At 60.3% G+C, this 19,827-nt stretch carries 22 protein-coding genes; 8 read left to right on the forward strand and 14 right to left on the reverse strand.

Annotated elements, in window-relative coordinates:
• Positions 1–187: 187 nt before the first annotated feature.
• From AWB64_RS21275 to AWB64_RS21290, 4 genes are read left to right on the forward strand one after another with little or no spacing between them, the layout of a single operon-like run.
• Positions 188–952 carry a substrate-binding periplasmic protein gene (locus AWB64_RS21275; protein ID WP_341845239.1) on the forward strand — a complete coding sequence of 255 codons (765 nt, stop codon included), beginning with the start codon at positions 188–190 and terminating at the stop codon, positions 950–952.
• Positions 953–984: 32 nt separating this feature from the next.
• Entirely contained in the window at positions 985–1,773 is a 789-nt protein-coding gene (locus AWB64_RS21280; RefSeq protein WP_060857421.1) for an amino acid ABC transporter permease, read from the forward strand.
• 33 nt (positions 1,774–1,806) lie between these two features.
• The gene (locus AWB64_RS21285) at positions 1,807–3,147 is read left to right on the forward strand and encodes an NAD(P)/FAD-dependent oxidoreductase (protein ID WP_060857422.1); all 1,341 of its coding nucleotides are present in this window, start codon (positions 1,807–1,809) and stop codon (positions 3,145–3,147) included.
• Positions 3,148–3,155: 8 nt separating this feature from the next.
• Positions 3,156–3,839, forward strand: a complete 684-nt coding sequence (locus AWB64_RS21290) for an SDR family NAD(P)-dependent oxidoreductase (RefSeq protein WP_060857423.1) — start codon at positions 3,156–3,158, stop codon at positions 3,837–3,839.
• Here AWB64_RS21290 and AWB64_RS21295 read toward each other — a convergent pair.
• The 3 genes from AWB64_RS21295 to AWB64_RS21305 all read right to left on the reverse strand — a co-directional run bounded on the left by AWB64_RS21295 (position 3,836) and on the right by AWB64_RS21305 (position 6,852).
• Positions 3,836–4,441 (reverse strand): histidine phosphatase family protein, encoded by a 606-nt coding sequence (locus AWB64_RS21295; RefSeq protein ID WP_060857424.1) that lies wholly within the window; start codon positions 4,439–4,441, stop codon positions 3,836–3,838. The two genes, AWB64_RS21290 and AWB64_RS21295, sit on opposite strands and share 4 nt — an antisense overlap.
• 103 nt (positions 4,442–4,544) lie before the next feature.
• Complete coding sequence (locus AWB64_RS21300; RefSeq protein ID WP_060857425.1) at positions 4,545–5,792, reverse strand: NAD(P)/FAD-dependent oxidoreductase; 1,248 nt, start codon at positions 5,790–5,792, stop codon at positions 4,545–4,547.
• Positions 5,793–5,973: 181 nt separating this feature from the next.
• Positions 5,974–6,852 carry an SDR family oxidoreductase gene (locus AWB64_RS21305; RefSeq protein ID WP_060857426.1) on the reverse strand — a complete coding sequence of 293 codons (879 nt, stop codon included), beginning with the start codon at positions 6,850–6,852 and terminating at the stop codon, positions 5,974–5,976.
• A 106-nt stretch (positions 6,853–6,958) separates the two neighbouring features.
• On the opposite strand from AWB64_RS21305, the gene AWB64_RS21310 reads away from it, so the two are divergent.
• Entirely contained in the window at positions 6,959–7,849 is an 891-nt protein-coding gene (locus tag AWB64_RS21310) for a LysR family transcriptional regulator (protein ID WP_060857427.1), read from the forward strand.
• A 5-nt stretch (positions 7,850–7,854) separates the two neighbouring features.
• Here AWB64_RS21310 and AWB64_RS21315 read toward each other — a convergent pair whose 3' ends face one another.
• From AWB64_RS21315 to AWB64_RS21335, 5 genes are all read right to left on the reverse strand, one after another.
• The gene (locus AWB64_RS21315; protein WP_060857428.1) at positions 7,855–8,088 is read right to left on the reverse strand and encodes a DUF2795 domain-containing protein; all 234 of its coding nucleotides are present in this window, start codon (positions 8,086–8,088) and stop codon (positions 7,855–7,857) included.
• An 81-nt stretch (positions 8,089–8,169) separates the two neighbouring features.
• Positions 8,170–8,493 carry a branched-chain amino acid transport AzlD family protein gene (locus tag AWB64_RS21320; RefSeq protein ID WP_060857429.1) on the reverse strand — a complete coding sequence of 108 codons (324 nt, stop codon included), beginning with the start codon at positions 8,491–8,493 and terminating at the stop codon, positions 8,170–8,172.
• Positions 8,490–9,164: an AzlC family ABC transporter permease gene (locus AWB64_RS21325; protein ID WP_374728643.1), complete on the reverse strand. Its 675-nt coding sequence runs from the start codon at positions 9,162–9,164 to the stop codon at positions 8,490–8,492. Before AWB64_RS21325 ends, AWB64_RS21320 begins: the two co-directional genes overlap by 4 nt.
• 147 nt (positions 9,165–9,311) lie before the next feature.
• Positions 9,312–10,151, reverse strand: a complete 840-nt coding sequence (locus AWB64_RS21330; protein ID WP_060857431.1) for an AraC family transcriptional regulator — start codon at positions 10,149–10,151, stop codon at positions 9,312–9,314.
• Between the two features lie 85 nt (positions 10,152–10,236).
• The gene (locus AWB64_RS21335; RefSeq protein ID WP_157766668.1) at positions 10,237–11,316 is read right to left on the reverse strand and encodes an acyltransferase family protein; all 1,080 of its coding nucleotides are present in this window, start codon (positions 11,314–11,316) and stop codon (positions 10,237–10,239) included.
• Positions 11,317–11,623: 307 nt separating this feature from the next.
• On the opposite strand from AWB64_RS21335, the gene AWB64_RS21340 reads away from it, so the two are divergent.
• Positions 11,624–12,436 (forward strand): transporter substrate-binding domain-containing protein, encoded by an 813-nt coding sequence (locus AWB64_RS21340; RefSeq protein WP_060857433.1) that lies wholly within the window; start codon positions 11,624–11,626, stop codon positions 12,434–12,436.
• A gap of 68 nt (positions 12,437–12,504) precedes the next feature.
• Here AWB64_RS21340 and AWB64_RS21345 read toward each other — a convergent pair whose 3' ends face one another.
• The 4 genes from AWB64_RS21345 to AWB64_RS21360 form a co-directional block, all read right to left on the reverse strand.
• The gene (locus tag AWB64_RS21345) at positions 12,505–14,106 is read right to left on the reverse strand and encodes a peptide chain release factor 3 (protein WP_060857434.1); all 1,602 of its coding nucleotides are present in this window, start codon (positions 14,104–14,106) and stop codon (positions 12,505–12,507) included.
• A gap of 402 nt (positions 14,107–14,508) precedes the next feature.
• Positions 14,509–14,727, reverse strand: a complete 219-nt coding sequence (locus AWB64_RS21350) for a hypothetical protein (protein WP_060857435.1) — start codon at positions 14,725–14,727, stop codon at positions 14,509–14,511.
• A gap of 179 nt (positions 14,728–14,906) precedes the next feature.
• On the reverse strand, positions 14,907–16,142 hold the full coding sequence (locus AWB64_RS21355; RefSeq protein WP_060857436.1) for a multidrug effflux MFS transporter: 1,236 nt from the start codon (positions 16,140–16,142) through the stop codon (positions 14,907–14,909).
• Between the two features lies 1 nt (position 16,143).
• Complete coding sequence (locus tag AWB64_RS21360) at positions 16,144–17,106, reverse strand: quinone oxidoreductase family protein (protein ID WP_060857437.1); 963 nt, start codon at positions 17,104–17,106, stop codon at positions 16,144–16,146.
• 120 nt (positions 17,107–17,226) lie between these two features.
• Between AWB64_RS21360 and AWB64_RS21365 the strand changes: the two genes are divergently transcribed.
• Entirely contained in the window at positions 17,227–18,123 is an 897-nt protein-coding gene (locus AWB64_RS21365; RefSeq protein WP_060857438.1) for a LysR family transcriptional regulator, read from the forward strand.
• A gap of 19 nt (positions 18,124–18,142) precedes the next feature.
• Here the strand turns inward: AWB64_RS21365 and AWB64_RS21370 are convergent, their stop codons facing one another.
• The gene (locus AWB64_RS21370) at positions 18,143–18,346 is read right to left on the reverse strand and encodes a hypothetical protein (RefSeq protein WP_060857439.1); all 204 of its coding nucleotides are present in this window, start codon (positions 18,344–18,346) and stop codon (positions 18,143–18,145) included.
• A gap of 184 nt (positions 18,347–18,530) precedes the next feature.
• Here AWB64_RS21370 and AWB64_RS21375 point away from each other — a divergent pair, with 184 nt between their 5' ends.
• Positions 18,531–19,130, forward strand: coding sequence for a GNAT family N-acetyltransferase (locus AWB64_RS21375; RefSeq protein WP_060857440.1), 600 nt, complete (start codon positions 18,531–18,533; stop codon positions 19,128–19,130).
• Between the two features lie 74 nt (positions 19,131–19,204).
• Here the strand turns inward: AWB64_RS21375 and AWB64_RS21380 are convergent, their stop codons facing one another.
• On the reverse strand, positions 19,205–19,825 hold the full coding sequence (locus AWB64_RS21380; RefSeq protein ID WP_060857441.1) for a hypothetical protein: 621 nt from the start codon (positions 19,823–19,825) through the stop codon (positions 19,205–19,207).
• Positions 19,826–19,827 lie beyond the last annotated feature (2 nt).

Raw genomic sequence — 19,827 nt, forward strand, 5'->3', positions numbered from 1 at the left:
TGAGGTCTTTATTGAAAACTGCGCCAAGCACGGCATTGTCATTGACCCCGCTGTTGCACTTGGAGTGTGAAAGCGCCCTGCTTTTTTGAGGCTTTATCCTTAAATCATCGTGGTTCTTCCTGGAGCGACCAACATGCGGTTTCGACACTTGCTAGGCCTTCTTTCGATCGTCGTGCCTCTTTCGTTGATGACAGCAACGAGCGCTCGCGCCGACGATCTCGGCACGCTTTCCGCGGGCAAGCTGCTGGCCGGCGTGGACGCGAACAACAAGCCCTATTCCTACATCGATAACGGCAAGATGACCGGCTTCGACGTTGAACTGCTGCGCGCCATCGGCGCGAAGCTGGGCTTGAGCGTCGACTTTCGCGCACAGGATTTCAGCGGCCTTTTGCCCAGCGTGTCGAACCAGCAAATCGATCTTGCGGCCGGGTCCATATCGATCACGACGGACCGCCTGAAGATGGTCGATTTCTCCGAGGGTTATCTCACTGGCTTGCTGAGCGTCGCGGCCTTGCCGGGCAGCACTATCACGAGCGACAAGGCATCGGTCAAGGGAAAGCGCATTGGCGTGGTGCAGGGTACGATTGAAGACACGTATTCGGACAGCTACTTGCCGGGCGCGCAGATCGTGCGTTTTCCAAACGTGAATGCGGGCTTTCTTTCCATGCGCTCGAAATACATCGACGGTTATTTCATCGATAAATCGCTAGTCGACGGCCTGCAGGAAAAGTATCCGCAATTGAAGATCGAGGACCGGCTGGACATCTCCGCGATCAACCTGCCAGCCGGTTTCCCGATGCGCAAGGGCAACGCGAAACTCGAGGCAGCGGTCAACAAGACGCTTAACGATCTGGTGGCGGACGGCACGTGGCTCAAGCTATATACGCAGTTCCACCCCGGTTATCCGAAACCTGAAAGCCTGCCGCCGTATGTGATGAAAACCGGTAGCTGATTTCTTAAAGCCCGCCTTTTCCGGAGAGCGCCATGAATGCATTCCTGCAGAACTTCCTCGACTGGCAGTTGCTTACGGGATCGCTGCCTGCGCTGCTTGAAACCGGGCTTGTGAATACGCTGGTGCTCTCGCTCTTTTCAACCTTGCTTGGGATTATCGCTGGCATGGTGCTGGCGCTGATGGCCGTCTCCCACATGCGATGGCTCGAAGTCCCGGCGCGCGTATTCGTGGATGTGTTTCGCGGCTTGCCGGCGGCGCTCGTGATCTTGCTGGTCGGACAAGGACTTGCGCCCGTCGGCCTCGCGATCTTCGGGCCGAACCCGTATCCGCTTGCAATCGTGGCGCTGGGATTGATTTCATCGGCGTATATAGCCGAGATTTTTCGCTCGGGCATTCAGAGCGTCGGCAAAGGGCAGCTTTCCGCATGCCAGGCGCTTGGCATGAACTACTGGACAGCCATGCGTCATGTGATCGTGCCGCAAGGCATACGGCGCATTTTGCCCGCGCTCGCCAATCAGTTCATCTCGATTGTGAAGGACTCGAGCCTTGTTTATTTCCTCGGCTTGCTGACGTCGCAGCGCGACCTCTTCACCATTGGGCAGAACACGTCGGTGAATACCGCGAACCTGTCGCCGCTGGTCGCGGCAGGGCTTGTCTATCTACTGATTACCGTGCCGCTCACGCACGCGATCAATCATATCGACCGCTGGACCAACCGCCATTCCAATCCGCGCTTCGGCGGCGCGAGCGCGACCACGAGGAAGCAGCTCAAGCGTCAGGCCGCCGCCGCACGGACCAGCATGACCGGACAACATAACTAACGCAGTTCAATACGAGCGGGGAAGACATACTTTATGGGACCACAAGTCGAGACCGTCGCCGACGACACCACCCTGCCCGAAGAAGTGGATGTCGTCGTGGTCGGCGGCGGAATCATCGGCGTGAGCACGGCGCTTTATCTCAGCGAAAAAGGCCTTCGCGTGGCGGTATGCGAGAAGGGACATATAGCGGGCGAACAGTCGAGCCGCAACTGGGGCTGGGTACGCGTCACGCATCGCGACATGCGGGAGTTCGAGTTGAGCATCGAGAGCCTGAAGCTGTGGCGCAAGCTCGACGAAACGCTTGGTATCGATACCGGGTTCAAGCAGTGCGGCATCCTGTACATGGCCAATGACGATGCAAAAATGGAAGGTCATCGCGTATGGCTGGAAAGAGCGCGGGCTCTCGCCGGCAAGGACGCATTCGATACACGCGAAATCGATGCCAAAGGCGTAGCCGATCTGTTGCCCGGTGCATCGCGCACATTCAAGGGCGGTTTATACACGGCGGGCGACGGCCGCGCCGAACCGCAAAAAGCTGCACCTGCAATTGCAAATGCGTTGCGCAAGCGGGGCGTGAAAATCCTGACGCCGTGCGCGGTGCGCGGCATTGAAACCAGCGCGGGCCGCGTCAGCGCGGTCGTCACCGAACTCGGCACGATCCGATGCAGGAGCGTGGTCGTCGCGGGCGGCGCGTGGTCGCGCTTGTTCTGCGGGAACCTGGGTATCGATGTGCCGCAACTGATGGTCAAGGCTTCGGTGCTGCGCACTGCGCCCATTGAAGGCGGTCCGGTGGTAAGCGCGAGCAACAAGGAGTTTGCGTTTCGCAAGCGCGCGGACGGCGGTTACACGATCGCGTTCGGCTTTCGTACGTACACGGATATCACGCCGGACAGCTTTCGCCTTTTTTCGAAATACATTCCTGCGCTCAAGAGCCAGTTGGGCGCGCTGCGCATTGGCGTGGGCGAGCGTTTTTTCGAAGAACTGCGCCGGCCGCGCAAATGGGCGCTGGATCAACGCACCGCCTTCGAGGACGTGCGAACGCTCGATCCCGAGCCCATTTCGCAATATACCGACGCCGGCCTGCGCGAGTTCGTGAAGGTCTTTCCGCACATGAGCGGCGCGCGTATTGCGCAACGCTGGGCGGGTTTGATGGACGTTACGCCGGACGCGATTCCCGTTATTTCGGGCGTGCAAAGCGTGCCGGGACTTTTTATTGGAACGGGATTTTCAGGGCACGGATTTGGCATTGGGCCGGCTGCGGGAAAACTAATGGCCGATCTGGTCGCCAACGACACACCGCTCGTCGACCCGCACATGTTCCGGCTGAACCGCTTTAGCGACGGAACGAAGATCGTGATCGACGCAGGTTTTTGAGGAACGCCATGAACAAGGTAGCCATGATCTCCGGCGCGAATCGCGGTATTGGGCTCGCGGTTGCGAAAGAACTGCACACGCGCGGGTATCGGTTATCGCTGGGAATGCGCGATCCTTCGTCAGCGCAATTTCCATTCGATGCCTTCACCTTCGCCTACGAAGCCCGCGATCCGCTGAGCGCGCGCCGCTGGGTCAACGCCACTGTCGAACATTTCGGCCAACTCGACGTATTGATCAGCAACGCGGGAATCTGCACGCATATCACGCTGGAAGACGGCACCGACGACATGCTCGAAGAGACGCTCGATATCAATGTCAAGGCGCCGTTCCGTCTGATCCAGGCGGCATTGCCGTATCTGAGAAAACCGGGAGACGCCCGCGTTGTGCAGATCGCGTCGCTGTCGGGAAAGCGCGTGAAGAATCTGAACGCGGGCTACCAGATGTCAAAGCACGCGGTGATCGCGTTGAACCACGCGGTGCGGCGCGCCGGTTGGGACGACGGCATTCGCGCGACCGCCATCTGCCCTGGTTTCGTGAACACGGAGATGGCCGCTGGCATAGCGGATCTTGAACCTCAGGCGATGACGCAGCCTGAGGACCTGGCAGTGCTCATCGCGAATACGATTGCCATGCCGAACACAGCGAGCGTGGCCGAGATTCTCGTAAATTGCCGTCACGAAGATCTATTTTAAGCAGGCGGGTGCGTGACGTTCCACTGCTTGAGCGCACGCGATTCACGATCGAAACCGAGCACGCTGACAGACGCGGTATCGAGGAGCAAATGCGCGCCTAACGCCGCGGAATCCGCCATCCAGCAGGCGCCCAGCACGCGCAGGAAATGCGCGTGCGAGAACAGCGCAATGCGCGCATGGGGTCCGCTGACGCCAAGCAAACGCCCGATCAACGACTCGGCCCGCGCCTGGATATCCTGAAGGCTTTCGCCCTCCGGTATCGGCGAAGTCCAGACCGACCAGTCCGGCTCTTCAGCACGAATGTCCTTCGTCTTGCGGCCTTCATAGATGCCGTAATTCCATTCGCTCAAGCGCGGCTCTTCTTCAGCATGCGCGATCAATCCGGCTTCCTCGCACGTGTCACGCGCGCGGCTCATGGGGCTGTGCAACACGAGGTCGAAAGTTTGCGCGGCGAGCACCGGCCGAAGCGCATGCGCCTGTTCGCGGCCGTGATCGGTCAGCGGGATATCGGTGCGGCCGGTATGCTGGCCCGATTTGCTCCATTCTGTTTCACCATGACGGATCAGCCAGATCTCAGGTTGGTTCGTAGCGGTTGCGTTCATTGTCGGCCATTAAAGAAAGAGGGATCGGCTAGCTGAAGCTATAAACCAGGACGATTCTACGGCTCGATACGGAAACTTTCAGGGTCACGCTCGGGACCCGGCTTTACGCGGCGAAGCGGTCCGCCCTGAACGGTGTGGTATCGACGAGCGGTTCTTCGCCCGTCATCATCGCGGCAATCAGCCTGCCCGTCACCGCGCCGAGCGTGAGCCCGTGATGCGCGTGACCGAACGCGAACCACATGTTCTTGTGGCGCGGCGCGGGCCCAATGATCGGCATCATGTCGGGCGTGCACGGACGCCGGCCCATCCACGGTTCGTCATCGACGCGATCGCCGAGCGGGAACAAGGTCCGCGCCACCGGCTCGGCGCGCATCAGTTGCACCGGCGTCTTCGGCGCGTCGCGATCGGCGAGTTCCACGCCGGTTGTCAGGCGAATGCCGCGTGCCATGGGCGCGAGCAGGAAACCGTTGTCCACATCGAGCACGGGATGATTCAGGACCGTACCCGCTCGCGGCGCGTAGTGCATGTGATAACCGCGCTTGACCGCAAGCGGCAGCCGATACCCAAGCGCCGACGTCACATCTTTTGCCCACGGCCCCAGCGCAATCACCGCATTCGATGCGCTCACCGGCCCCTCGTCCGTTGTCACGCGCCAGCCATCGCCCTCGGCTGCGAGCGTGGTTGCGTCGCCCATGAAGAAGCGTCCGCCCAGCCGTTCGAAATACGCGGCATAACCCGCAACCAGCGCGCCCGGATCATTGACCGACACGGCATCCGTGTAATGCAGTCCGCCAACGAGCGACCGGTCGAGATGCGGCTCGGTTGCTTGCAACGTTGCCGGATCGAGCAGCTTGTACTGCACGCCGAATTCACGATGCCAGCGCTCCGCGTCGCGCGCTTCGTCGTATTGAGCGGCCTGGGTGTGGAAGACCTTGATCCAGCCGGTTGGCTTGAGCAGGGATTGCACGCCGGCCTCCTGCGCGAGGACTTCATGCTCGGTCACGCAATGCTCGATCAGCGTTGCATATTCGCGCGCGATGGCCGCATGCCGCGAGGGTTCGGAGTTGCGCCAGTATGCCCACAGGAATGGCGCGAGCGCGGGCAGCGCGTCGCGATGGTAATGGACGTCGATGGAATCGTTCCTTGCATAGTGCATCAACGTGCCGATATCGCGAGGCAGCGCGTACGGATAGACCCCTTCGCGCTGCAACAATCCGGCGTTTCCAAACGATGTTTCAAGCCCGGGACGCTTACGGTCCACGAGCGCGACCGAGCGGCCGCGCTTTTGCAGATGCACGGCGATTGACACGCCAACAATGCCCGCGCCCAGCACAATGGTGTCGAACTTCATGCGCCTGATATCTCCTCTGTGGCTGATGTTTTAGCTTCAGGGAGAGATCATACGCGTGCGTTCGCACGGTTCTGGCGCAAGATGCCGCGACTTTATAAAAGTGCCGTAGAGTGTGCCGATATCGGCTGGTTTGATGCGGTCCCCGGCCTGATGCGTTAAAGGCCGGGCATCGGCAAGATGCTTATTCTGCCGCCCACGCCTTCGCGGTATCGAAGGCGAAATCACGATAGGAACGCGGCGCACGGCCAAGCAACTCGCTCATCCGCGCAAGCGCGTCATCGTTCGCGGCCATGCCGTCCTGCTGGAAACGGCCGACCATCAGGCGCATGTCACGCGCCACCCAGCTTGGCGCGCGGCTCGCCATTTGCGCCTCGAAAGCATCAAGATCATCGCCGCCATAGTTCACGGGTTTTCCCAATGCTTCAGCCCAGATCGCGGCCAAGGCGCTTCCGGTCATTGCTTGCGGACCAACCAGTTCAACGACCTCGCGCGGCAGCGGCGTGGCCGAGCGTTCCCGCTTCAACAAGAACGCAGCCGCGATCTGAGCAATATCGCCGGTATCGACCATCGATACGCCGACGCTTCCCACCGGCATCGGATACACCGAATTCTTGGCGATCACCTCTTTCAACGAGACATCGTTCTGCATGAAATAACACGGGCGCAGGATGGTAGCCGGCAGATCGAATTCCTCGATCATCCGTTCAACGGTGTATTTGCCCGTGAAATGGGGAACGTCGGTGAAACGGTCGGCGTTGAACACCGAAAAATACACGATGCGTTCAATGCCGGCATCGCGCGCGAGGCTCAGTGTGAGGATTGCCTGTGTGACTTCGTCGGCCACGACCGCGTTCAGCAGGAAGAGCGTGCTGACGCCATCGAGCGCCGCGCGCATGGATGCAATGTCGGTCATATCGCCTTTTCGCACGTCCACGCCGGCAGGCAGGCTGGCTTTCTCGGGCGAACGAACGACCGCCCGCACGCTGGCCCCCTCGTCAACCAGCCGATGAACAATCTGCGAACCAATAGCGCCCGTGGCGCCAGTAACCAGGATAGTCATGATCGAAGCCCTCAAAAAGGAAGTGAGTGTGAATTCATTCTGGCCGTTCCTTTGACGGGACGAAAGCCCTAATATTGAGACAACTCGTCTCATCGATGGAACGGTCATGGACCTGCATGCATTGTCGGATTTCAACGCGGTCGTCACGCACGGCGGATTCGGGCGCGCAAGCCGTGCCACCGGGCGCCCCAAGGCCAGTCTTTCGCGGCGCGTGGCGCAACTCGAGGAAGCAATGGGCGTGCGCCTGCTCCAGCGCGGTTCGGGAACGCTGATGCTGACCGAGGAAGGACACGCGCTGCACGCGAGTACGGGACGATTGCTGGCGGAAATCGAAGAGGCGGCGGACGCGGTCGGGATGACATCACGCCGGCCGAGCGGCCGCTTGCGGATCAGCGCGCCGACCTTTCTTGCCTACGAAACCTTGGGGCGGCTCTCCGCGGCGTTTATCGCGCACTATCCGGATGTACGCATTGAAGTCATTGCGGAGGACCGGTTCGTGGATCTGATCGCGGAAGATTACGACGTGGTGATCCGGGCCAATCCCGCGCCCAATACCGCGCTCGCCGGCCGCTGTTTCCTGCGCGGTCCCCAGATTGTGGTGGCGTCGCCAGCGGTGGCCGAGGCGCTTAAAAACGACGGCCCCATCCCGGCAGTAGCGCTTCTTTCAGCGCCCGATCAAGGCGTCTGGCATATCGACGGCGCAGAAGGCGCACGCACGCTGCATACACGAACGGTTGCCCGTTTTTCATCGATATCCATGGTTCGCGCAGCCGCGCTCGCGCGCGCGGGCGCCGCCGTGCTGACCGACTATCTGGCCCGCGACGCGCTGCAAAGCGGGCAACTCGTGAATCTGGGAACCTTGCGGGATCGAAGCGTGGAAGTGTGGGCGCTCTATGCCACGCGGCGTCAGCTCAGTCCCAAGATCAGCGCCTTCGTGCAACTTCTGGTCGATACATACGCTGGCGTCAATGTGCCCGCGAGCATCGGCGGCAATTGACGAAATTACTCGGTCCGGGTCACTTCCCTGAGTATGGCGGCGGTGCTGTCGAAGTGATGGTCGTTTATTTTTTCGAGAATCGCGATTACTTCACCATCGGCGCCGTTTTGCTTCGCGACGCGCAGCACATGCTCCTTGTTCGCTGGAAATTCAACGCCCTTCAGCGCGCGCTCGACATCGTCGGGACGCGGTTCGTCAGGATGCCGATGATTCTGCGCGTGAGCGGGATGCTGGGCCATGACGCCCTCCTTTTACGTGATTGAGGCCACATCAGGCGAGCAACGTGCATTCCCGCCTGCCGGAGCACGTCCTGATTGCGCTCAAGCCACGACCACGAGTTGCCAGAAGAAAAACACCGCAAGCGATACCGCGATGGTCAACAACGGCTTGCGCGTCAACGCACATACGCCGATAGCCACGCCGGCCGCGACCAGCTGCGAATTGCGCCACGTCAATTCCGCGCCGCCGCCATGAGGCGCGAGGGTCATCGGCACAATGATCGCCGTCAGCACGGTCACCGGCACGAAACTCAGCGCGGTCCGCACGATAGGCGGAAAACTCAGCCGCTCGCCGAGCACGAATACAGCGGAGCGAATGGCATACGTGATGAGCGCCATGCCCATGATCAACAGGAAATCGTTCATTTGGCACGCTCCAGCTTGGCGGGATTGCTTCTTTCATCGCGCATCGACAACACCATGCCCACCGCCACGCCCACGACCACCGCCGCAAGCAATCCGAGCTTATAGGGCCAGCCGTTCCAAGCAAACGCCAGCATGCCGGCCGTGACCGCCGCCGCCACGAATCGCAGCGCTACCAACTGTGGCACGACGATCGCGATAAACGTAGCGACCATCGCGAAGTCCAGGCCCTTGGACTGCAGTCCGGGAAACGCCGACCCAAACAGCAGGCCGATGACTGTCCAGATCTGCCAGTTCACGTACATGGACACACCCGAGCCGAGGAAATAGTAAGGCCCCGTTTGTCCCACCGGCTGCTTCTGATAATGCGCATACGAGACGGCGAACACCTCGTCCGTCAGGAACGCGCCAAGTGTCCAGCGCCAGCGTGCGGGCAGGTGGGCCACATACGGCGCGAGCGTGGCGGAATACAGCACGTGGCGCACATTGACAATGAACGTCGTCGCCCAGATCACGGCGAAACTGGCGTGCCCGGCGATCAAACCCAGCGCGATGAATTGCGCCGACCCCGCAAACACGGCCAGCGACATGAGCTGCACGGTCCACGCGTGCAACGGCCCCGTGGCCGCGAGCGTGCCGTAGATGACGCCGAACGGGGCGGCCCCGACCATCATTGGAATGGTGTCGCGCGCGCCCGCGCCGAACTCGGCGAGCTTGCGGGTCTGATACGGTGTTTTCAAGGTTTCCTCCATGAACCAGGAGGATAGGACCTGGAACCGCGCGCTCGCTTGTACGTTCTTGCGGTCGGCAAAGACTTAGGGTTATCGCCAGCGTCCTGGCGGCACGCCGAACGTCTTCTTGAAGTGCCGCGTGAAATGGCTTTGATCGGTGAAACCGCTTGCCGCGGCCACATCCGTTACCGACGCTCCCGCGCGTAATCCCTTTAGCGCGCGATTCAGGCGCATCTGGTTGCGCCACGCATGCGGCGCGAGCCCCGTTTCGCGCGTAAAGAGACGCGCGGCGTGGAAGGTCGAAAGCCCGACCGTCTGCGCCAATTCCGTCAGCGATAACGGTGCGCTCATGTCATCGACGAGCCGCGATTTCATCGATTCCACGCGGGCTGTATCGAGCCGCATATGCGCAACCGGCGGGCGTTGCCCCGCATGCCGCACAAGCAGCGTGGATACTGCATCGAAAAGCGCGTGCTCCGCCGCGAGCGGGTCGCCGGCCGACTCCAGGACCTCCAGCCCTTCCAATGCCTGATGCGCCCGCTGCACGCGCCGGGCGACGTCGGCGTCGCGGATGATATCGGCGGGAAACCACGGCGTGGGCTGCGCTCGGCCTGCCACCTCATTTGCGACGGATTGCACGAATTCCACCGGCAGATAAAACACGCGATACCGCCAGCCGACATCCATCGCCCGCGCGCCCGTATGCAACTCGCCTGGATTGATGATGGGCACCGAGCCCGCTTCCGCCACATATTTAGAGCCGCGATAGTCGTAGCATTCCGCGCCCTCTTCGATCACGGGAATGGTGTACGCGTCGTGCCAGTGCGGCGTGAACTCGTGGTCGTAATACTCGGCCGTCAGCATGTCCGCGCCCGGCAGGAGCGGCGTGCGCCAATAGCGCGCGGTATTGCTGAAACGGGTGGCGGTCATGGCTTGCGGTACCGTGGTCGAAACCGCAAGTTTATCCCGGCCGATGCGCGTGTGTTTTCAGCGGTCTGTGAAAAGCGTTTCCGAGTTAGGACACGGCGGCCGCGGACGGTTTGCGAAAACTCGTCAGCTTGCGGCGAAGTTCCTGATCGGCGCGGGCGAGCAACAACGCCAGTACGATTGAAACGGACGCCACTGTCAACGTCTGCGCGACGGGATTGAAAAACCGGATATCGAACAATTCGAATACCAGCCGGTAAATCGGAAAATGGATCACATAAAGCGGATATGAAAGTTCGCCCAATACCTTGCATATCTGTTTGCCAATGCCGCCGATGGACACCGAGCACAGCAAGGCCACCGATAAAGGCACCAGCGTCAGCGAATTGACGAACGCAATCTTGGGATCGCCCACCGTAAAGCACAACAATGCCGCGCCGGTGACCACAGCCGTAAATATCCGGTGCGGATGTTTATGCTGAAGTCCGATGGAAAAGATAAAGACGCCCGCAAAAAACTCTGCGATCACACGCGGAAAACCGACCATGAAACTCTTCGCGCCCCAGCCCGGATTGATTTTATGAAATACCAGCGTACAGGCAATAAAAGCGGCAAAGGCAAGGATGGAAACCGTTGCATTCGGCAATTTGCGAACCTTTGCCAGATACGCAAAAAATACGACGTTGACGAATAACTCGAAGAACAGCGACCAGGACGGATCATTTAACGGAAACGCTGCGCCGAAGACCACGTCCTGACCGAACGGCCAGGCAATGTCGTTGAAGTACGGCAGCCAGAACGCGCCGAGCGCCGTGGCGGTGACCAGTTGCGAAGTGGATATCTGCGGCGTTCCTGTTTTGGCAATCGACAGCAATACCGCGCACACGCCTATAGCCAGTCCAAACAAATAAAGCGGCCCGAGCCGCGCGAGACGCACGAATGCGAACTCGCGGAACGTCATGCCGTTCAGGATTTTCTTGCTGTAGCTGTGCGCGATCACGAAGCCCGAGAGCACGAAAAACAGGTCCACGGCGACCCATGCACCGCCGAACCAGTCCCAGCCCGTGTGCTGGCTATAGTGATGCAGCATGACCGCAACGGCTGCAATGCCTCTCAGACCGTCCAGCAAGTCGAATCGTGTGGACTTCATGGCGTTTATCGCGTTCATGATTTCCGGATCGTGATTTTCGAGCGCCCAGTGTAGGGTGGAAAAAATGCAATCCCGGTCGGGAAAAATATCGGCTTGCGGCGCGACGCCGAGAAAAAATTGAAAAATAAATCGAAAGGAAAGGGTTGCAGTGGTAACCGCTCCAATTTCTTTCATTTTTATTACATCGATTTGTTCCTGCCTTGCTCCCGCCCGGTTCGTGCGCGGGAATTTTGAATCGCTTAGAAAACAAAAGAGTTGCTAATAGACTTTGCGTTGTCCCGGACATTTGCACGCGCCGGGCACCCTTCCACGTTTCAGGGCAAACATGAAAACCTCAAAGTTGTTGATGACACTTGGCGTGGTTGCGCTCAGCGTGCTCGCGCGCGTGGCGCCCGCGCATGCGGACGCACTGGATGACATAGAGAAGCGCGGCGTATTGCGTGTGGCAGTCCCGCAGGATTTCGCGCCGTTTGGATCGGTCGGTCCGAGCATGCAACTGGAAGGACTGGATATCGACATTTCCGCGCTGCTGGCCAAAAAGCTCGGCGCGAAGCTTGAACTGGTGCCCGTTACAAGCGCCAATCGCATCCCCTATTTGCAGACAAAGAAAGTGGACCTGATCGTCTCGACACTCGGCCGCGATGCCGAGCGCGACAAGGTCATCGATTTCTCGCAGTCTTATTCGCCCTATAACAACAGCGTGTACGGGCCGGCGAACATGAAGATCGATGGGCCGGCGGACATGGCGGGCAAGACGGTTGGCGTGGCGCGCGGCACGTTCGAGGATCTGATGCTGACCAAGAGCGTGCCGCCCTCTACAAACATCAAGCGTTTCGAGGACAACAGCGGGATGATTTCCGCGTACCTCGCGGGTCAGGTTCCGCTGGTCGGCACGGGGGATTTTGTCGCGAACAAGATTGCCGCGACCTTACCGGCGTCGGCGCCGAACAAGCCCGCGCTCAAGTACGTGATTCACGAATCGGCGTGTCACGTCGGATTGAACAAGGGCGAGCCGAAGCTCCAGGCGAAGGTCGATGCGATTCTCACCGACGCCAAGAAAAGCGGCGAGTTGAACGGCATTGTGGAGAAGTGGCTGCACGTGCCCTTGCCGGTGAAGATGGCGCAGAGCACGGATTGAGCGTGGTCTTTCTGAATTGAAGCTGGCCTGTTAAGCCTTCAGCGCCAGCTTCGATTCCATGAAGCAGCTTAAATCGACTTCTGGAACGGCGCGCCCGAATGCTCCCGCAATTCGTTGAAAACGATCTTCGGCCACGCCTTCTGCGCAACATCGATTTCGGAAACATGCGAAGCAAGATACGTTGGCGCGTTTGACGCATCCAGCGCAATGCGCGCTGCATAGGCGTCGGTGAAACGGCGCAACTCCGCCGCGTCGTCGCACGTCACCCATCGCGACATCCGATACCGCGCCGGCATGATGCGCACATCGACCTTGTATTCCGCCGATAACCGGTGCGACACCACTTCGAACTGCAACTGCCCCACTGCGCCAAGAATGGTGGAACCGCCCAGCACAGGACGGAACACCTGGATCGCGCCTTCGTCGCCGAGTTGACGCAGCGCTTCGCCCAACTGCTTCGCACGAATCGGGTCGACCACTTCGACCGTCTGGAAAATTTCCGGCGCGAAGAAGGGCAAGCCAACGAACTGCAACATCTCGCCTTCAGTCAGGGTATCGCCGAGACTCAGCGTGCCATGATTCGGAATACCAATGATATCGCCGGGATACGCTTCGCTCACCGTCTCACGGCGTTGCGACAGAAACGTCACCACGTTGCTCGCCCGAAACGTCTTGCCCGAGCGCGTCACCTTCAGCGCCATGCCGCGCTCGAAATGCCCTGAACACACGCGGATAAACGCCACGCGGTCGCGGTGCGCCGGATCCATGTTGGCCTGCACCTTGAACACCACGCCGGTAAAACGCGGCTCTTCAGGCAACACCGGACGTTGCACCGACATACGCATGGCAGGCGGCGGCGCGAGGTCGACAAGCGCGTCGAGAATTTCCTTCACGCCAAAGTTGTTGATCGCCGATCCAAACAAGACCGGAGATTGTTCGCCCGCGAGAAAGGCGGTGCGATCAAATGCAGGCGTCGCGCCCGTGATCAGGTCGATCTCTTCCTTCGCGCGCGTCCAGCTCGAACCGAAACGGCGTTCGCCGTCTGCGTCCGAGAGAGCCTGAACGGTTTCCACCGCACCGCCAGCCGTGTCCTGCCCCGCGCGAAATACGCGCACCTGGTCGTGCGCAATGTCGTAGACGCCCTGGAACTCCTTGCCCATGCCGATGGGCCAGGTAAATGGCACGGCAGCAACGCCAAGGTGCTGTTCGATTTCATCGAGCAGTTCCAGCGGCTGGCGCACTTCGCGGTCCATCTTGTTGATGAACGTGAGAATCGGCGTGCGGCGGCTGCGGCAGACTTCCAACAGCTTGAGCGTCTGGGCTTCGACGCCGTTTGCACCGTCGATCACCATCACGGCGGCATCCACAGCCGTCAGGACGCGATACGTATCTTCGGAAAAGTCTTCGTGCCCGGGGGTATCGAGCAGATTGATGACACAGTCGCCATATTCGAACTGCATCACGGAGCTGGCCACGGAAATGCCCCGCTGCTTTTCGATTTCCATCCAGTCGGACGTTGCGTAGCGGTTGCTTTTCCGGCCCTTCACGGTGCCGGCGATCTGGATCGCGCCCGAAAACAGCAAGAGCTTTTCTGTCAGCGTGGTTTTACCCGCGTCAGGGTGGGAAATGACCGCGAACGTGCGGCGCCGTTTGAGTTCGGAGAGTGCCATCTGTACGGGAAAAGAGCTGAAGGTTGCGCGTTCGGTTCAAGCGCGCGAAGCGGCGTGCGCGGCCTGGATGGCCGATAAATCGACAGGCTGGCAGCCCGCGGCGCGATGAAGGAACGGCGGCGCAAAAAGCCGCGTGGTGTGGATGATACACGTCACCACGCAGCAGCATGGGAAAGGCGCCGGCAAAGCGATTCTCTGACCATCGTTCGGCGTCGTGACAGCCGGCCCCGCCTTACAGATTCATAACCCCGAGCGTACAACGAAAAACGGCCCGGACGCGCAGGTCATGCGCGTCCGGGCCGCCAACTCCAAGGCCCCGTGTCACCCGTCCCATACCTTGAATGAAGGTATTTTCTCCGGACGGTTACACGGTCGAACCGGGCTTTTACCGCACCCTAAAGCTTAGGGCTTTGCTGCCGACGACGGGATTGCCGAAGCTGCCGTCTTGTTCTTGTGATGCTTCTTGTGGTGCTTCTTGGCCTTGTGCGCGCTGGCGGGTTGAGCCGCGTCTGCCGTGGTTGCAGCCGGAGCTGCGGGCGCTACAGCAGGAGCCGAAGCTTGTGCGAACACAGCAGCGGAAAACAAGGCGGCGAGCGATGCAGCAACGAGTTGCTTTTTCATGACAGTAAGACCCTTCGTGGTTGTTTAACAGTGTCGCGGCTTGCGTGTCGCGATTACCTGTTTAACGCCTCATCGCCGAGTGTGTTGACACGGATCGGAAGAAAACTTTGGCAGCGGGGTAAATATATGAGCGGCCGTTTCCGTCATTGCATGACTTTGTTCGCTACTGTTTGGAAGGTTCAGAAGCTCGAAGCCGAACCGCTGCCCACAGCGACACGCGGCGATTCACCCAGCCAGATCCAGACTAGAGCGCCAAGCAGCGCGCACGCGAACATGACGCTGCTCATCGCCTGGGGACCGACACGGGCAAACAGCATCGCGACTAGCGAACTCGACGCCGCGCCGCACAGCATCTGAACCGACGTCAACAGGCCGCCCGCCACGCCGGCAAGCTCAGGCACGGGATCGAGCGCGCCGCGAGTCGCACTCGGCGCGGCAAGCCCGAAGCAGAATGTGCAGGCGACGAGCAACGGCATGATGGTGAGCAAACTCGCAAGATGCAGCGCATTCAATACGCCAAGGCCGACAGTAGCAGCCAGCGTGACGCCGATTGCAACGGCAAGGATGCAGCGCGACCCCACCCCGCGCGACGCAACCAGTCCGTTGACCGTTGCGCCGGCAACAATACCGAGTCCGGTCGTCGCGAACATGGCGGCATAGACGGCTGGCTTTATGTGCAGGACATGCAGCAATACCAGCGGCGACCCGGCCACGTACGCAAACATCCAGCCGAACCCGAAGCCGTTGATCAGGATGGATCCAATGACCGGCCGATGAGTCAACACACGCCAGTATTGTTGACGCAGCCCGGTCGCCACAAAGTCCTCGCTTCGTGACGGCGCTGATTCTTCAAGACCTTTCCATGTGGCGACAGCCGCCAGCAAACCGCACACCGCCACGACGCCGTAGATACCGCGCCATTGGACCGCCGCGAGCAACGCAACGCCAACGGAAGGCGCCACGATCGGCGCAACATTGGCGACGACGGTGATGGCCGCGAGGCGGCGTTGCATCGCGTTGCCTTCGAAGAGATCGCGCACGACAGCCAGCGCGACTGTCATGCCCGCACCTGCCCCGGCGCCCTGCACCAGTCGTGCGCCCAGCAATACGCCCATGCCGGGCGCGAGCGCCGACACAACCCCGCCAGCCGTGAACAACGCCAGCCCGAGGAGAAGCGTGGGCTTGCGGCCGTGGGCATCGGAGAGCGGACCGTACACAATCGGCCCGAACGCAAAACCCGCCATGAAGAGACTGAGCGTCAATCCCGCCTGGCTCGCGCTTGCATGCAGCGAGTTTGCAATATCGACGAGCGCGGGCAGCGCCATATCGATGGAAATGGGCGGCAACGCAGCCAGCGCGCCAAGATAGACGGCGAACAGAACCGACTGCGGACGCAGCCTCAAGCGCGTTGTCATCTCACGCCCGCGACTGCGGCGTCAGCACCACGCGGCCTTTCGTTCCCGCCGCCACCGCCCGATACGCCGCCTGCGCATCGTTGAGCGCGAATGTCTGTGCAATAACCGGCGCCTTGTAGCTGCCGTCCTCGAAGCCGGCGCGCAGCGCTTCAAGCATTGCGCCCGATGACACCAGGTCGCGCTTGAGCGTGTCGACACCTATCAGACGGCTTTCGTTGTGATAGAAATCGGCGAGGTTGAAGGTGACGTCGCGCCGGTCCGTCGCCGATATTTCCACCAGCCGCCCGCGCACTTTCAGCATGTGCACGGCGGTTTCGAACATGGAACCGCCGACGGTATCGAACACGACATCCGCGCCGCCATTCGTCAGCGAGCGAATCTCGTCGACGAAACCGGCCGCTTGCGAGTCCACCATTGCGTCAACGTACGCACTCGCGGAATGCGCGCCGCGCCCTACGCCCACCACGTTCGCGCCGATCCGTTTCGCGATCTGCGCCGCCGCGCCGCCCACGCCGCCCAGCCCGATGATCGCAATGCGCTCGCCCGCCTGCAGTTGCGCGGCCTCCACGACGGCGCACCACGCGGTGATGAAGTTCACACCTATCGCCGATGCCTCCTCGAAGCTCAGATTGGCCGGCTTGCGATGCAAGCTCGCGACCGGCACAACCAGTTCTTCGGCATGCGTGCCATCGCGGGTAAAGCCGACATCGCCGCCCGAACCCCACACCTGCGCGCCCAGCCACTCGGCCGGGCCTTCGATCACCACGCCCGAATAATCGCGGCCCGGCGTGCGCGGCAGCGTGGTCTGGCTCATGCGGCCCTCGACGTTCTTTACGTCACTCGGATTGATCGATGCCGCGAAAACCCGCACGACCGCTTCGTTCGCCGATGCCCGTGGTGATGGCAATTCCTCCACGGCCAGAACGCCCGGATCGCCGTGCTGGTTGAAGCGCAATGCTTTCATGGTAATTCCTCCGTTGCAATGACCGCATTATTCACGCGCCCCGGCATGACGAAAAGGCGGCGGCGCGCATAGAATCGTTGCGTGAAGCGCAAAGATAAAACTTGAAAATGGACATGACACATGCCGGATGAAATCAACGACTTGCGCGTCTTCGCGCAAATGGTCGATGCAGGAAGTTTATCGGCGGCCGCGCGCCAGACAGACGGATCGGCCGCCGCAATGAGCCGGCGTCTCGCGGCGCTGGAAAAGCGCCTGGGCGTGCGGCTCGTCACGCGGACGTCGCGGCGTTTCGACCTGACTGTTGAAGGCGCGCTGTTTCACGAGCGCGCGCTCGCCATCCTGCAAGCGGTCGACGACGCCGAAGCCGAGATCAGCGCCCAGGCGCGCGTGCCGCAGGGTCTGGTGTGCATCGGCGCGCCGTCCGAGATCGGGCGCAAGCAGATTGCGCCGCTGATCGAAGCGTTCTCCGATCAATATCCCGACGTGGAAATCCGGCTGGTGTTGTCGGATATCGGCCTGGATGTGATCGATGACAATCTGGACGTCGCGCTGCGCATCGGCTTGCCGCCGGATACCGGCGTGATTGCAAAGCGCTTGTTGTCGAGCCGGCGCATTGTGTGCGCAGCACCCGATTATCTCGCGCGGTGCGGCATACCGCAGACGCCCGCCGATCTCGCCGGGCATGATTGCATCCGGTTGGTACGCGGCCAGCGTGTGTTCGACAGATGGTTATTCCAGGAGGACGGACGGCGCCGCGAGATTCAGGTGCGCGGGACGTTGTCGACGGCGAGCGGCGAAGTCCTGCACGACTGGGCGCTCAAAGGCCGTGGTCTCGCGTTGAAGGCGCTATGGGATATAGAAGATGACTTACGGAACAGACGGCTGGTCGAGTGCCTCGCGCCCTATCACTGCGATGAAATCGAGTTGTATGCCGTGTTTGCGAATCGACAGTATTTGTCGCCACGTGTCCGGGTGTTTCTCGATTTCGTGCAGCAGGCGTTTAACAAAAGGACGTAATGCGGCGCGGCATGCGGTTTCAGCCCGCGGCCAGCGGCATCCATGGGTCGCTGCTGCTGACCGGATACATCAACGACACTTCCTTACTTACGCGCACTATTTCATGAATGTTATCGCGGAAGTTCTGGCTCTTTTCGTAACTGATAAAGGTCGCGTCCGCAACGGCGGACATGGTGAACAGCGCAAAAGCAATGCGCTCGAGAAGGACAAAGCGGCGGGACATTTCCAAAGTTCCTTGAATCATCAACTCTCAATATTATAAGGGTTTTCCCCTATCATTTACCATCCTTTTGTGAACCGCGATTGCATGATCGACACAGTCAAACTTGCCGATTTGCCGGACTTAATTATTTCTTCATATTGAATGCGGGATTGCTCCGCAATCAGCATTTATTCATTACCCTGCAATGGCATTCGATTTCAAAAGCAACGCACTCCCCGTATTTCCACCAGAAGGCATTGCTGCAGAGCGTGTTGTGCTGCGCCGTGCGGATCTCCGGCATGCCGAAGCCATGCTGGCTTATCGGCTGATGAATCGTCCACATCTCGAACCGTGGGAACCCTCGCGCGACGATTCTTTCTATACAACGCAAGCCGCAAACGAACGCGCCATGCAAATGGAACATGCGATGGCTGATGGAACGGCATTGCATCTGCTGATTTTCCTGAATGAACCGGGCGTGCCGGATAATCCACTGATTGGCGATTGCCACTTTACGAACATTGTTCGCGGTCCGTTTCAGGCATGCAATCTCGGCTATTCAATCGATCAGCGTTACGAAGGCCAAGGGCTGATGCATGAAGCACTTCACGCTGCGTTGGGTTTTATGTTCGATACCCACAAGTTGCATCGCGTGATGGCGAGTTATCGGGCGGAAAATGCCCGCAGCGGACGATTGCTCGCCCGGCTTGGGTTCGAACGCGAGGGATTGGCGAAAGCGTACTTGAAGATAGACGGGAAATGGGCGGATCACGTGATGACTTCGCGGGTTAATCCGGCGGATTAACCCAAAAATTAGTTGTTTAGCCAGTTCTCGATCTTGACTCCGGAATAACGTGCGAGGAAACGCTTGCGAAGGTTTTAGCCGGCGTCGCCCGCACTGATGAGCGTTTGCGCGCCGCGAAGGTGATCGACGAGATAACGCAGCAACGCGGCGACATCGCCGAATTCCACAAAGCCGGGCGTCACGCCATCATCGAAAAGCGGCGAGCCGTTCAGCTTTTCAGTGACCGTGAGGCCGTTGAATGACGCAACCGGAATGCGTTCGGCCGCTTCGATGCGAAACGTATTGCCGCTCGTGGCGGCGTCGCGGATACGCATGAGGAACTGGACCTCGGGCGTTCTCAACTCCGACAGATCGTGTGCCTCGAAAAAGTCAGCAACCGCGAGAATGGCGTTCGTCCCCGCCACTCTCAGCACCACGGACAAGCGTTGCGGGTCCTGATGGAACGCAGCTGAGGACTGCGCCAGCCCAAGCGCCTCGCCTTCCACGCCGGGCGTTCCATCCTCCACGTGCGTCTGTGGCTCGGCGCGCGAGCGCTTGCGCCTGAGCAAGGTATTCGCGGCGGCGAGATCGGGCGGGTTCTTGTCTTTATCGATCCAGGTCCCGACCGTGCTTGCATACAGCACAAGCGCGAGCAGTTGTTCCTCGATCAAGGCGATGCCCAACTCGACCGGATCAATGCCGTTCTTCCTGACCATTT

Origin of the sequence: Caballeronia sordidicola (genome assembly GCF_001544455.2) — a bacterium.
GTDB lineage: Bacteria > Pseudomonadota > Gammaproteobacteria > Burkholderiales > Burkholderiaceae > Caballeronia > Caballeronia sordidicola.